This is a genomic window from Kamptonema formosum PCC 10802 (assembly GCF_000332335.1).
Lineage (GTDB): Bacteria > Cyanobacteriota > Cyanobacteriia > Cyanobacteriales > Oscillatoriaceae > Oscillatoria.
Window position 1 is genome coordinate 339,625 of sequence record NZ_KB235950.1, and the last position, 13,492, is coordinate 353,116.

Sequence of the window (13,492 nt, forward strand, 5' to 3'; positions counted from 1 at the left end):
TAGCAGTATGCACTTAGGTTAGTACATGGACATCATCGCATCATCGCATCATCGCATCACGCAAAAGCTGGTAGGGGCGGGTTTACTATAGCAGCAGTCATATTGGTTAGAACAATAGAAGCTTTGGGAGCTCTGGAGCAAGAGAGGGCGGAATGTAGGTTTCCTAAATGCTTACTGCTATATAGACGTAGGGGAGGCGTCCGCCGAGCCTGAAGGTCTAATGTTCTAATCTAAGTGGCTACTGCGATAAAACGCAGCCGGCTGATTGCAATTGTGGCATTTTCGGTTTGGGTGTGCGAGAGGGGCGGGAACAGTGAAAATCTAGAACAAGCTGAAACAGTCAGCAAAAGGCCAGAATTGACCTGTCAGTTAGGGCGCTGTGAGGGAGCTACAGGCTCCGCTCTGTGCGCCCTGTGCGCCTGTGGGGTTTCCTTCAGGTTCGCCTTTTGGGGCTCTGTGCGCCCGTGTCTGGCTCCCCGCCGCTTGCATCCCAACCGGCAGGGGCTAAAGCTTGCTCACTCCCCACCGGTAGAGTTTTGGGCACCGGCACTCGCTTGCTCCTCAGTGCCAGCAGACGGAGCCACCTCCTCCGGGCGCTCAACAGCAGCGCGGGGTTGCTGAGGCTCCTCCGCTGTATCTGTAGCAGGAGTGCTGTTTATTTCACCCTCCCTCACCGGCGGCTGAGTGCCCGTGTCTGCGGCAGCACCCCCCTCATCAAAACTGACAGCAGCGGAGACAGGTTCGGGCTGTTGTGCGGGCGTGCTGGACATTTCCAGAGCTTGCTCCAGAGCGCCTTGCTGTTGCAGAACCTCCTGTGCCCCCACACCGTCAGAATTGGGAAGTCGTGCCGCTGCCGGTTCTGCCGTCTTTGGGATTTCCCGGGTTTGCTCGTGAGTGCTTTCCAATGGCGGGATTTCAGGAGTGTCCACACCGGCAGTTGGGGCAACCGACTCAGCTGCCGGTTCTTCTGCTGTCGGGATTGCCGGTGCCGGCGAGTCTGTGTCTGAGACTTGCTCGATTTCAGGAGTTTCCACACCGGCAGTTGGGAAAACCGACTCAGCTGCCGGTTCTTCTGCTGTCGGGATTGCCGGTGCCGGCGAGTCTGTGTCTGAGACTTGCTCGATTTCAGGAGTTTCCACACCGGCAGTTGGGGAAACCGACTCAGCTGCCGGTTCTTCTGCTATCGGGATTTCTGCCGGTTCTTCTGCTATCGGGATTTCCGGTGCCGGCGAGTCTGTGTCTGAGACTTGCTCGATTTCAGGAGTTTCCACACCGGCAGTTGCCGGAATCGACTCAGCTGCCGGTTCTTCTGCTATCGGGATTTCTGCCGGTTCTTCTGCTATCGGGATTGCCGGTGCCGGCGAGTCTGTGTCTGAGACTTGCTCGATTTCAGGAGTTTCCACACCGGCAGTTGCCGGAATCGACTCAGCTGCCGGTTCTTCTGCTGTCGGGATTGCCGGTGCCGGCGAGTCTGTGTCTGAGACTTGCTCGATTTCAGGAGTGTCCACACCGGCAGTTGCCGGAATCGACTCAGCTGCCGGTTCTTCTGCTATTGGGATTGCCGGTTCTTCTGCTATCGGGATTGCCCGTGCTGGCGAGTCTGTCTCTGAGACTTGCTCGATTTCAGGAGTTTCCACACCGGCAGTTGCCGGAATCGACTCAGCTGCCGGTTCTTCTGCTATCGGGATTGCCGGTTCTTCTGCTATTGGGATTGCCGGTGCCGGCGAGTCTGTGTCTGAGACTTGCTCGATTTCAGGAGTTTCCACACCGGCAGTTGGGGAAACCGACTCAGCTGCCGGTTCTTCTGCTATTGGGATTGCCGGTTCTTCTGCTATTGGGATTGCCGGTGCCGGCGAGTCTGTCTCTGAGACTTGCTGGCTTTCAGGAGTGTCCACACCGGCAGTTGGGGAAACCGACTCAGCTGCCGGTTCTTCTGCTATTGGGATTGCCGGTTCTTCTGCTATTGGGATTGCCGGTGCCGGCGAGTCTGTGTCTGAGACTTGCTCGATTTCAGGAGTTTCCACACCGGCAGTTGGGGAAACCGACTCAGCTGCCGGTTCTTCTGCTATTGGGATTGCCGGTTCTTCTGCTATTGGGATTGCCGGTGCCGGCGAGTCTGTCTCTGAGACTTGCTGGCTTTCAGGAGTGTCCACACCGGCAGTTGGGGAAACCGACTCAGCTGCCGGTTCTTCTGCTATTGGGATTGCCGGTGCCGGCGAGTCTGTGTCTGAGACTTGCTCGATTTCAGGAGTTTCCACACCGGCAGTTGGGGAACCCGACTCAGCTGCCGGTTCTGCTGCTGTTGGGATTTCCGGGGATTGCTCCAGAGTGTTTTCTTCTTCAGCTACCCCCTCTCCCTCAAAACCGGCATCCGGGGAAATTTCCTGACTCTCTGGTTGTGAGGCGAGCGCAACGTCTGTCTCTGAAGGCAAGGGCTCTGATGAGTCAGTCATACCGACTGATATGCCCCATTGCAGAGCTGTGGCTATATCACTGGCCTCAATTGCCAAGGCGTAACGCCCCAACTTCTGATACGCCACTCCTTTATTAACCCAAGCTTCTGCGTAGTCTGGTTGCTTTTCCAGAGTCCTGTCCCAGCTGGCTATCGCCTCTTCCCATCGGTCTAGCGCGCCTAGGGACAGCCCGTAGTTAAACCAGGTTTCTGCGTCATCGAGGTTCAGCTGTAAAGCCATCTCAAAGCTGGCGAGGGCTTCTAGCCAGTGGCCCAAGCCCCTTCCGAGGGCGAGCCCTCGCTTATACCAAGTCTCCGCGCTCTCGGGTTCGAGTTCCAGAGCTCTATGCCAGCTCAATAGTGCGTCCTGATAGTTTTCTGCATCGAACAGCACGTCGCCCCGGTTCATCCAGACAATGCTGAAGTCGGGTTTAAGCGCTATAGCACGATCGTAACAGGCAATGGCTTCTTCGGTGCGAGCCAAATTTGCCAGGGCATTGCCCCGGTTTATCCAAGGGCGGTAATCCCTGGCATTGAGTTCAATCACTCTGTCAAAAGCAGCGAGGGCGGCGCTGTAGTTTCCTGTCTCGAGATGCTGAAGCCCTTGATTAAACAAGGACTCGAGATTGCTGCTTGTCTCAAAACTGGCAGTGCCTTGCTCCATTACCTCTAGATGCCGGAGCTCTGCCACTGTCCTGGGAAATTCGGGCTCGCTCTCCTGTACGCCCTCTGCCTCAACTGCCTCCATCTCCGCCACACCGGCATCGGGGGAAACTGCCTCGCTGTCGCTGGCTGCGGTGCTCGGAAGTTCTGGCTCGCTCTCCTGTGCGCCTTCTGGCTCAACTGCCTCCATCTCCGCCACACCGGCATCGGGGGAAACTGCCTCGCTGTCGCTGGCTGCGGTGCTCGGAAGTTCTGGCTCGCTCTCCTGTGCGCCCTCTTCCTCAACTGCCTCCATCTCCGCCACACCGGCATCGGGGGAAACTGCCTCGCTGTCGCTGGCTGCGGTGCTCGGAAGTTCTGGCTCGCTCTCCTGTGCGCCCTCTTCCTCAACTGCCTCCATCTCCGCCACACCGGCATCGGGGGAAACTGCCTCGCTGTCGCTGGATGTGGTGCTCGAAAGATCTGGCTCGCTCTCCTGTGCGCCCTCTTCCTCAACTGCCTCCATCTCCGCCACACCGGCATAGGGGGAAATTGCATCGATGTCGCTGGCTGCGGTGCTCGGAAGTTCTGGCTGGCTATCCTGTGAGCCCTCTTCTTCAACTGCCTCCATCTCCGCCACACCGGCATCGGGGGAAACTGCCTCGCTGTCGCTGGCTGCGGTGCTCGGAAGTTCTGGCTCGCTCTCCTGTGCGCCTTCTGGCTCAACTGCCTCCAGATCCGCCACACCGGCATCGGGGGAAACTGCCTCGCTGTCGCTGGCTGCGGTGCTCGGAAGTTCTGGCTCGCTCTCCTGTGCGCCTTCTGGCTCAACTGCCTCCAGATCCGCCACACCGGCATCGGGGGAAACTGCCTCGCTGTCGCTGGCTGCGGTGCTGGCCACTGCTGGTGAGAGTTCCTCTGCCGCTTCTTGGCGCGCTTCTGCCGAAGCCTCAGAAGCGGCGTGTGGGGACACTGGCTCACTCTGCTGCTCTGGCGGGGTGGGGATTGCCGGTTCTATATCCTGAGAGCTTTCCTCTGGGACAGCCTCTTGCGCCTCACTGATCGCCGGCGCGGAGGGCTGCTCACTTTCCCTGTGCTCTGGCGGGGTGGGGATTGCCGGTTCTATATCCTGAGTGCTTTCCTGTGGGACAGCCTCCTGCGCTCCCACATCTGCAGACGGGGAGACTTGCTCGCGCTGCGTTTGCGGGGCGGGCGCAACCCCTGCCTCTGATGGCTGGGGCACCGGCAGGGCAGTCACACTCCCTGGCATGCCTGAATGCAGGGCGATCGCCATATTATTGGCCTCAATCGCCTCGGCGTAGCGCCCTAACTTCTGATACGCCACTCCTTTGTTAACCCACGCCTCTCGGTAGTCTGGCTGCTTTTCCAATGCCTTATCCCAGCTGGCTAGCGCCTCTTCCCATCGCTCTAGTGCCCCCAGAACCAGCCCGTGATTAAACCAGATTTCCGCCTCATCGCTGTTCAGTTCCAATCCCCTTTCCAAGCAGGGGAGCGCTTCCTGCCAGAGGCCCAAGCCCCTCCCTAGGGCCAGCCCTCGCTTGTACCAAGTCTCGCCGCTGTCGGGTTCGAGTTCGAGGGCTCTATTCCAGCTGGCTAGCGCTTCTTCATAGTGTTCCGAATCGAATAGCACGTCGCCCCGGTTCATCCAGGCAATGCTGAAGTCGGGTTTAATGGCTGTAGCCCGGTCATAAGAGGCTATCGCTTCTTCCGTGCGGCCCAAATTTGCCAGGGCATTGCCCCGGTTTATCCAAGGGCGGAAATCCCTGGGACTGAGTAAAATCACTCTTTCAAAAGCAGCCAGGGCGGCGCTGTAGTTTTCTGCCTCCAGACACTCAACCCCTTGGTTAAACCAGGACTCGACGTCGCGAGCACTCTCAGCCCTGCCACCGCCTTCCATCCTCTCTGGCTGCGACTGGGCAGGTGGCGAAGGCTGGGGTTCTGCTGGTGTTGCCGCTGCCGGTGTCTGCCGCGCCAGCAGTTGCGCGCCAATTTCTCTGGCTAGCTCTCCGAACTCCCGCTTTGACTGGCTTTCGAGCAAAATTTCGCCCAGCCGCACCAGATAGCTCCCCAGCTCGGCGTTGGGTGCCGGCGACGCCAGCAATCCCCTGCCAAACCGCCGCAGCCACTCCTCCCACTGCTCGGTGGTGGCGCGATGCGCGATCCCCTCAAAAAACCTGCTGATCTGTACCAGCCCCCAGCCCCGACTCACCCCATCGAGCAGCTGCAGGAAATAATTCTCGTACTCCGCATCGCTCATCGGCTGAACAGCCTGCTCCCCTGCCGCTGCAGGCGGGGACTGTCTCAACCATCCCAATACCCATTCTACTAACCTCATTAGCTGGTGCCAAATCCGCTTCAGCATCTGCCACATCCTTGCCTCGCAACTTCACCATTTTAAAGACTGTCTCCGCACTGCGCGCAAAGCCGGCTTTCCCGGCAAGCGCTTCCACAAGGGCAGCGCCCCCTCCGGGCCTCACCTCTGCCCCCCCTCTCCTGCAATCCGTTTAATTAATATTTTTTTCATGTCCCCCTCCACTGCCCACATCCCTGACATCCATTTTTTCTTTATCGGGCCGCAGGCCCAGGCCAACCTGACATGCAATCCAACGTAAAGATCAGATCGGCCCTGCGCCGGCGGGTCTTGGCCGCGCCCGCAAAGGTTAAATTTTGTTAAAAATAAGGGCGGGATTGGCTAACTATAAATTGTTCTGCTGGTATAATACTAGCAATCAAAAAAAAATTCAGTTCATCTGTGCCGCCAGCAAAAAGCCCTCCCAAGACAAAATATCTTGAGAGAGCTTATTCACCAGACTGCTACAAACCAGTCAGGAGGCAGGACAAGATCGTAGAGTTCTGGCTCTCCAGGCAGAAAGCAGAGGCAGTGTCAGGACCTCTACCGACTTGGGAATGTCCCGAATCACAGCCAAACGAAGAACTCAAATGGCCAGCCTCTCACCCGGCAAAAGGCTCAAAACTGGCAAAACTGGCAAGACTCGCCTGAACCGGCAGACGGCAGGAAAGCTCAGCCCCCCCCAAGCTTCCCAAGGGGCGGCTACAGCAACTCGGGCTTGCCACTATCTTTCTATGGCTTTATAGGGTGTGCCGGCTCACCCGACTGCCAATCCTCGCACTTGAGCGAAATTGCGCTTCAAATATTAACCGAGCCACTCAACAGGTCCGGAGGCAAACACATCGAATCCCTCCCACTGGGACGACCTTGAAACTGTAGCGACTGCCCGCAAATAAACCCTTTGGCAGACGGCTTTTTGCACCAGGAAAAGGTTGTGCCCCCGCAGCGCAGCGCCACCGGCAGAGTTTCCTGCTTTTCCCCAATCGCTTGCGCCGTTTCATGCGGGCTCCGCAGCAGTCTCCCCCCTCCCCCAAAAGTCCGCCGGCACACCCGCTGGGAGCGCCCTCTAAAAAACTTCACTCCCCACACAATGCTGAGCGGAGAGGAGCCGGTTTACCACCCAATATAATCTGCTGCTATATCAGAGGTTAGGGGCGGGTTTATCGTGTTGTAGCTGTGTGGCACTCTTTGTCGGTGTTCCCGCCCCTACATCATGTTAAACCCCTTGTCTTAACCTAAGTGCCTACTGCTATAAAAGCTCAGCTTTTCGCTCTCAGCTCAATTCCCCTCGCTCCCTGACTGTTTGTTCAGGCGAATTCCCCACAATCCCCGCTTCCGGTATCCAATTTTACAGTCCAGAGATATCTCCAAAGGAAGATTCTAATCTTAGGGCAAACGAATAATATCTATATTTGCTGAGTTTAATAACGCGGGAGTTACGCTGATGAGTGTGGGAAGCGAAACCTGTCCTTGTTGCGGCGGTTTTCAGATGCTGCGGCACATAAGGCATGGGGGGTATCTACTGGTATTGCATGTCCTGACGGCTGTTGTGCCACTCCTGACCGGCGGCTCCCTCAACGGAAGCAGACAGGGGTGGCTCGCCCGTTCGTCTTTGGAGACATAGACATTTAGCACCGGCAGCCGCCGGTCAAACAGCGCAGTTGCGAGCCGCCACCGGCAGCTCGCTCGATTCCCCCGCCAAATCCACTCCAGCCGCTCTCCGATTCGCACGGCGCGTCAGGATGTAAGTTAGAAGTGCTGCACTGAGAAAAGATTATTTTAGGATATAACGAATAACTTCAAATACTACCTCTTAATTTATACATTTGCCTCAAAAATATTTTAGAGCGCTGATTGGCAAGCGAGCCCCTGCGCCCGCTTGACCGCTCTCACTTGACACTTGATGCCGGTGCAGCCCTGATAAAATCATTGGCATTGACGGTTAGGGGATCTGAAACTTGCTAGCAGCATTACTCTACGGAAAAGAAGACTTGCGCCTGGAATCAGTGGCCGATCCCGCACCGGCTGCCGGTGAGGTGGTCATTCAAGTGGGCGCGGCGACCACTTGCGGCACTGACTTGAAAGTCTGGCGGCGGGGCGGACATGCTAGAATGCTCAAACCGCCCACACTGTTTGGCCATGAGGCCGCCGGCCAGATTGTGGCCCTCGGGGAGGGCGTCACCGGCTGGCGTGTCGGAGACCGCGTAGTGGCCAATAACTCCGCCCCCTGCATGACCTGCTTCTTCTGCCACCGGCAAGAATATTCCCTCTGCCCAAATTTAACGTGGAACAACGGCACCTTTGCCGAGTACCTCAAGATCCCCGCACCCATTGTCCAGCACAACATGCTGCCGGTGCCCGACGATTTGCCAGACGCCCTGGCATCCCTGACCGAACCCCTGGCCTGCGTCCTGCACGGAGCCGCCCGCTCCAATGTCAAACCCGGAGATCGCGCCGTCGTGCTGGGGGATGGGGCCATTGGCCTGATGTTTGTGGCGGTGCTGGCGGCGCAGTGGCAGGCAGAAGTATTCCTCTTCGGCGGCAGTGACCAAAGATTGCGGATTGGCCAACAGCTGGGAGCCACTCATACGTTTAATTACCATCAATTAACACCTCATGTCAAATCCCCCCAATCGCCGGAGGAGAGAGCGGGGCGGGCCTCAGCAGAGATTCCCGATATAGTGAGAGATTTAACGGATGGTTGGGGGGCCGATGTCACCATCGAAGCCACCGGCGTCCCCTCTGCGTGGGAAACCGCCATTGCCTGCGCTCGTCCGGGGGGCACTGTCAACCTATTTGGCGGCTGCCCGAGGGACACCAGCATCACCGTGAGCACAGAACAGCTGCACTACAGCGAGCTCACACTCAAAGGCGTCTTTCACAACACCCCCCAGTATGTGCGCTCAGCCCTGTCACTCCTGGCCAGCCGTGCTGTCCCGTTTGAGTTGCTGGTTAGCGAACACCGGCCACTGAAAGATTTGGAGCGCGTCTTTCACGACATGGGCTCGCGCCAGGCGATCAAAGTCGCCATCGAGCCCAGATGAGGCGGAACCCCCTGCCGGCTCTCCCCTGCCGCGCTTTTGAGCGCTTTTATTGATGCCGGTTCGGGAACCAGACTGACCGAATAACAGTTGACCCGCCACCAGACGCCGCAACGAGCGAGCGGGAGGGTGCCGGTGCAAAACGGCTCTGTCCCGCCCGCCCTTGCGGATTTTTGCTCCCGCATCCTGAATCTAGCCGCATTTCCAGGTATAATCCATTCAATTTACCCCGCTAAGCATTTTATGCTCTTCAAAAAAGTTAAATATCGCAACCCGTGGACTTTCGTGCCCAGCCTTTATTTTATTCAAGGGCTTCCGAACGTTATCATCACGGGCGTTTTGGATATCCTTTACAAAAGGATGGGGCTAGAAATAGACGTAATCACGTCTTGGACAGGCTTGCTGAACCTGCCGTGGACAATTAAAATGCTGTGGGCTCCTTGGGTGGATATTTACTCAACCAAAAGAAATTGGATACTTGCCGCTCAGCTGGCCGGGATGTGCTGCTTGACCGTGGCAGCCTTCTCCCTGCAGCTGCCAAATTTCTTTGTTCTCTCCCTGCTAGCTTTTACCGTAGCTGCATTCATGTCTGCTACCTATGACATTGCAGCCGACGGGTTCTACATGCTGGCATTAACGCCGGAACAGCAAGCCTTCTTCGCCGGCATTCGCAATGTTTTTTTTAGAATAGCCATTCTTTTCTCAACTGGCTTTTTAGTAGTTTTTGCCGGCCAGCTGGAAGAATCCACCGGTAACATTCCTTTAAGCTGGACTTTAACCCTGGGTCTGTCAGCTTTAATTCTCGGCGCAACGGTTATCTATCACAAGCTGATTTTACCCTATCCTGAGGAAAAATACCAACCGGCAGAACCCCAGCCAGAAAGAACACAAGAGACAGTACCTTTTTCCGAAATTATCAAATCCTACTTCCAGCAAAATAAAGTAGCAGCTACTTTAGCGTTTATCTTAATGTACCGATTCGCGGAAGTCATGCTTGGCAAGATAGCCAAGCTATTTTTATTAGACTCCGCAGACAAAGGGGGCTTGGCCATAGCAACCAAACAAGTGGGCTTCATTTACGGAACAGTTGGGGTGTTCTCACTGATAGCAGGGGGCGTCATCGGCGGCGCACTCATTTCTAAGTATGGCTTAAGAAAGAGCATTTTGCCAATGGCTTTCGCCTTGAACTTACCCGATTTAGTCTATGTGTACATGGCTTACACCCACCCCCCCATACAGGTAGTGTACGGGCTGGTTTCCATAGAGCAATTTGGCTACGGATTGGGCTTCACCGCTTTCATGGTTTACTTAATGTACGCGGCGCAAGGTGAATATAAAACTTCTCACTATGCCATCTCCACCGGCTTTATGGCTTTGGGACGGACGCTGGCTGAAGTGCTGAGCGGTCACATTCAGAAAGCTGTCGGGTATCCTGAATTTTTCATCATCGTCTGTTTGCTAACCATTCCCGGTATGCTGACTATTTTTTTCCTCCCTCTAGATGAAGTGGATGGAGTTCAAAGAAGCTAACGGCAGGGAGTGCGCCGGCGCGGGTCTTGCCTTCGCCGGCTCTACTTTTTTCTCGCCAATTGATGCGATAGGATTTCACTGATTTGTGATTTTTTTGAGAGCCCGCCGCCGTGCCGGTTACGCCAAGGCAAGATAAGAAAGAGAAGAGGTACTGAGAAACCCGGTTTCTTTAAGAAACCGGGTTTCTGGCAGAAAACCGCTCTAATAATGTTGCATGTGGTCGAAAGGAGGCAGAGCCTCCAGATTGCGTTCCCAGCTTGAGGCTGGGAACGAGAGCAAAACCTTACGCCTAAATGAATTTGGGATTTATGAATATTACCATTTTAACCACCGGCTCGCGGGGCGACGTGCAACCTTTTGTTGCGCTTGGCACCGGCTTGAAACGGGCGGGCTATGAAGTGACGGTTTGCACGCACGAACACTTTGCAAGTTTTATTAGAGAGCGCGGCTTGCAATACGCTTTTATGAATGATGAGCTGATCCGGCTGGCGGAGACAGAGGAAGGTCGCGCTGCTTTGGAATCGGGGGGCAATCCGTTGGGTTTGTTAAAGAAAGTTATGCCGGCAGTCCGCAAAATGCTCGATGAATCCTGGGCGGCGGCGCAGGGAGCGCAGGCGATTGTCTACCACCCAAAAGCTTTGGCCGGCTCTCACATTTCGGAAAAGCTAAAGATTCCCGGTTTCCTCGGCGTGCCGGTGCCGCTTTATACGCCGACGAGCGCTTTTCCCCTGCCGTTACTTCCGGATTGGAAGCTGGGGGGGTGGCTCAACAAGTTGAGTTACAAAATTTTGCCGTTATTGAGTGCGCCTTATATGGCTGCGGTTAATGAGTGGCGGGAGAGGGTTTTGAAGTTGCCGCGACGCTCGTTTGGGGCGAGTGAGCGGGTGCTGCTTTTTGGGGAGCCGCTTCCTATACTGTACTGTTACAGCCGGCACGCTGTTCCGATTCCGGAGGATTGGCGAGATACGGCTGCAGTCACCGGCTACTGGTTTTTGGATAGGGAAGAAAACTGGCAACCCCCTGCGAAGCTTTGCGAGTTTCTCGCCACTGGGGAAGCGCCGGTGTATGTCGGTTTTGGCAGTATGGCTGGGCGCAATCCGGAAAGGCTTACCGAAATTGTGCTGGAAGCGCTGGCAAAATCCCGACAGCGCGGCGTGCTGGCAACCGGCTGGGGCGGTTTGGCTGCTTCGCCGCTGCCTGATACTGTTTTTCAGGTGGGATCGGTTCCCCATGACTGGCTTTTTCCGCTGTGTCGCGCGGTGGTGCATCATGGCGGTGCCGGCACGACTGCGGCGGGTTTGCGTGCCGGCAAACCGGCAGTGATTTGCCCGTTTTTCGGAGATCAGCCGTTTTGGGGGGGGCGACTTTTTCAGCTGGGCGTCGCACCGGCACCCCTACCGCAAAATAAGCTCACGGCTGATAAGCTGGCGGCTGCGATTCGGCTGGCGGTATCGTCGGAGGACATGTGCCGGCGGGCTGCCGCCATCGGGGAGAAAATCGGGGCTGAGAATGGGGTGGCTAGGGCTGTAGAACTTATTGGCAGCCGGCTCTCATAGAGGGAAGCATCCCCGCCGGCGCAAACATCTTGTCCTATTCTTACAGGCTATTGACTGACTTGAACATTATACCTTTTCTCTGAGCGTTTGTCAAGGGTGCGCCAGCAAATTTATCCCCCCTCACAGCTGCCGGCACTGGCGAATTGCAGATGGGCAACAGTAACTAAGCGCCAGTTGGGTAAATTGCCGGCAGTTAAGTTCTCTGCTGTCCAGCTCAAGCTGCGAAAGCTGCTGGGGCTTCCCGCTCTCTCCGTCAGGAACGCACCTCAGTTTCTACCGCAAGGTAGGTGACATTTTCAGCTTTTTCGGCTAGGATTTTAAGCAGTGTGGCAAAAGAATTTAAAGTTTCGTTAAAACTTGTGTGAAGATTTCGCGAAGTCTGTACTGACCTTGTTTCCTGAGGCTAAGCTGGGTGTAGAGAGTTCAGTGAAACGTTTTTCAGGGGGATGCAGCCATGACACAACCCATTAGTATCACCAAGCGATTGGAAAATATATGCCTGATGTTTGGGATCGATGTCAGCAAGCTGGAGCAAGAGGAAAAATTTGAGCTGTTATTTAAGCAGGGTGTGAGACTACAGTTCAGTTTGGATAAGTCGAAAGAAGCGATTGCAGCTTATGATGAAGCCCTAAATAAGCGACCGAAGTTCTGGGAAGCTTGGCTGTTGCGGGGGATAGGGCTGTGTGAGGTGGGAGACTTTGAAGAAGCCGTCAGTTCTTTTGGGAAAGTGGTTGCAATCAAACCAAACGAAACAGCAACTGTCTCAGCTTTGAATGGGCAGGCGCTGGCGCTGCAGCGATTGAAACGGAATAACGAAGCGCTGGAGGCTTATAATAAAGCTCTTGAGATTAAGCCGGATGATGAGGGAACTCTGAGAAATATAGACCGCTTGATGAAGCAATTAAAGCGCTAAATACAAGCCGGTATGGGCGCAAAATTTGTCATTTAATTTGCCGGCAATCCTTATGCATGCGCCGGCAATCCTTATGCATGCACCGGCAATCCTTATGCATGCGCCGGCAATCCTTATGCATGCGCCGGCAATCCTTATGCATGCACCGGCAATCCTCAGCGCCGGCAATCCTTACGCTTTGAGAGTGTAGAGGCAAAGAAACCGGCTTTCTGAATAAAGGTTTCGGGGAAGAGGCAAAAGGGGTAGGGTGCGTTCCCGCGCGAGGGAACGCACCCTACGAGTTACTTAGCCCGCGTTGGGCGAAGCCCTTCCCGCAGGGTAGGCGGGCTTCGTCTGTATAGCCGCGATTTCAATCGCCAGGGAAGTAGCAATAAGCCAGCAGGAATTAGAAACCGGCTCCTGCGCTCCTACTTCTGTTTTAACACCACCAAAGTGATGTCGTCAAACACCTTTTGCTCGCCAATATGCCGGCGCACGTCCTCAATCACCGCCTCCTTAATTCCCCCCGCCGGCAATTGGCAATTCTCCTGAACCGCTTCTATCAGCCGGTCGAGTCCGTAAAGCTCGCCGCCGAGATTTTCTGCTTCCGTAATCCCGTCGGTGTAGAGCACCGCAACGTCTCCGGGATTTAACCGCACTTCTGTGTGAGCTATGAAATCGGCAATGTCGGCTTCTAACCCAATGGGGAAGCCTAAATCCATTGTGTCTATCCGCTCGACTTCTCCCCCCGCACGCACGACTATCATCTCTTCGTGCTGTCCGCTCAGCTGCAGGACTCCCTCGCTATAGTCCAGCAAGGCGAGGCTGAGGTTTTTGTCGGAATTCATCCGCGTAACATTATTATAAATCGTCCGGTTAACCGTGTCAAGGAATTTTTTGGGGTCGGTTTCGCTATTTTCCAGCAGGGTGCGGATTGCGGTTTGCACCATGATCATCAGCACGCCGCTTTCTAAGCCGTGTCCGGTTACGTCGCCGATGCCGATTTTA

The 13,492-nt window shown here is 55.5% G+C and carries 9 protein-coding genes; 5 read left to right on the top strand and 4 right to left on the bottom strand.

All coding sequences use genetic code 11. The features are described from left to right. Positions 1-515 precede the first annotated feature (515 nt). Positions 516-5,477 (bottom strand): tetratricopeptide repeat protein, encoded by a 4,962-nt coding sequence (locus OSC10802_RS0135425; RefSeq protein ID WP_198525364.1) that lies wholly within the window; start codon positions 5,475-5,477, stop codon positions 516-518. A gap of 545 nt (positions 5,478-6,022) precedes the next feature. On the opposite strand from OSC10802_RS0135425, the gene OSC10802_RS52130 reads away from it, so the two are divergent. Further along, positions 6,023-6,211: a hypothetical protein gene (locus OSC10802_RS52130; RefSeq protein WP_232731896.1), complete on the top strand. Its 189-nt coding sequence runs from the start codon at positions 6,023-6,025 to the stop codon at positions 6,209-6,211. Between the two features lie 52 nt (positions 6,212-6,263). On the opposite strand, the gene OSC10802_RS0135440 is transcribed toward OSC10802_RS52130, so the two are convergent. Both OSC10802_RS0135440 and OSC10802_RS52135 read right to left on the bottom strand, forming a co-directional pair. Next, on the bottom strand, positions 6,264-6,545 hold the full coding sequence (locus tag OSC10802_RS0135440) for a hypothetical protein (protein ID WP_155969140.1): 282 nt from the start codon (positions 6,543-6,545) through the stop codon (positions 6,264-6,266). Positions 6,546-6,950: 405 nt separating this feature from the next. Next, positions 6,951-7,196 carry a hypothetical protein gene (locus OSC10802_RS52135; protein ID WP_155969142.1) on the bottom strand — a complete coding sequence of 82 codons (246 nt, stop codon included), beginning with the start codon at positions 7,194-7,196 and terminating at the stop codon, positions 6,951-6,953. Between the two features lie 227 nt (positions 7,197-7,423). Between OSC10802_RS52135 and OSC10802_RS0135445 the strand changes: the two genes are divergently transcribed. From OSC10802_RS0135445 to OSC10802_RS0135460, 4 genes are all read left to right on the top strand, one after another. Beyond that, positions 7,424-8,509: a zinc-dependent alcohol dehydrogenase gene (locus OSC10802_RS0135445; RefSeq protein ID WP_017721502.1), complete on the top strand. Its 1,086-nt coding sequence runs from the start codon at positions 7,424-7,426 to the stop codon at positions 8,507-8,509. 240 nt (positions 8,510-8,749) lie between these two features. Then, complete coding sequence (locus tag OSC10802_RS0135450) at positions 8,750-10,036, top strand: MFS transporter (RefSeq protein WP_017721503.1); 1,287 nt, start codon at positions 8,750-8,752, stop codon at positions 10,034-10,036. A 293-nt stretch (positions 10,037-10,329) separates the two neighbouring features. Then, positions 10,330-11,592, top strand: a complete 1,263-nt coding sequence (locus OSC10802_RS0135455; RefSeq protein ID WP_017721504.1) for a glycosyltransferase — start codon at positions 10,330-10,332, stop codon at positions 11,590-11,592. Between the two features lie 454 nt (positions 11,593-12,046). Beyond that, positions 12,047-12,505, top strand: coding sequence for a tetratricopeptide repeat protein (locus OSC10802_RS0135460; protein ID WP_082218481.1), 459 nt, complete (start codon positions 12,047-12,049; stop codon positions 12,503-12,505). Between the two features lie 407 nt (positions 12,506-12,912). On the opposite strand, the gene OSC10802_RS43320 is transcribed toward OSC10802_RS0135460, so the two are convergent. Continuing rightward, the coding region (locus OSC10802_RS43320) for a PP2C family protein-serine/threonine phosphatase (RefSeq protein ID WP_044172524.1) at positions 12,913-13,492 on the bottom strand (580 nt) is incomplete at its 5' end.

Excerpts from the sequence above, each read along its gene's own strand:
- OSC10802_RS0135460 (WP_082218481.1), top strand. The coding sequence starts at position 12,047 with ATGACACAACCCATTAGTATCACCAAGCGATTGGAAAATATATGCCTG.
- OSC10802_RS0135450 (WP_017721503.1), top strand. The coding sequence starts at position 8,750 with ATGCTCTTCAAAAAAGTTAAATATCGCAACCCGTGGACTTTCGTGCCC.
- OSC10802_RS0135425 (WP_198525364.1), bottom strand. The coding sequence starts at position 5,477 with ATGCTGAAGCGGATTTGGCACCAGCTAATGAGGTTAGTAGAATGGGTA.
- OSC10802_RS0135455 (WP_017721504.1), top strand. The coding sequence starts at position 10,330 with ATGAATTTGGGATTTATGAATATTACCATTTTAACCACCGGCTCGCGG.
- OSC10802_RS52130 (WP_232731896.1), top strand. The coding sequence starts at position 6,023 with ATGTCCCGAATCACAGCCAAACGAAGAACTCAAATGGCCAGCCTCTCA.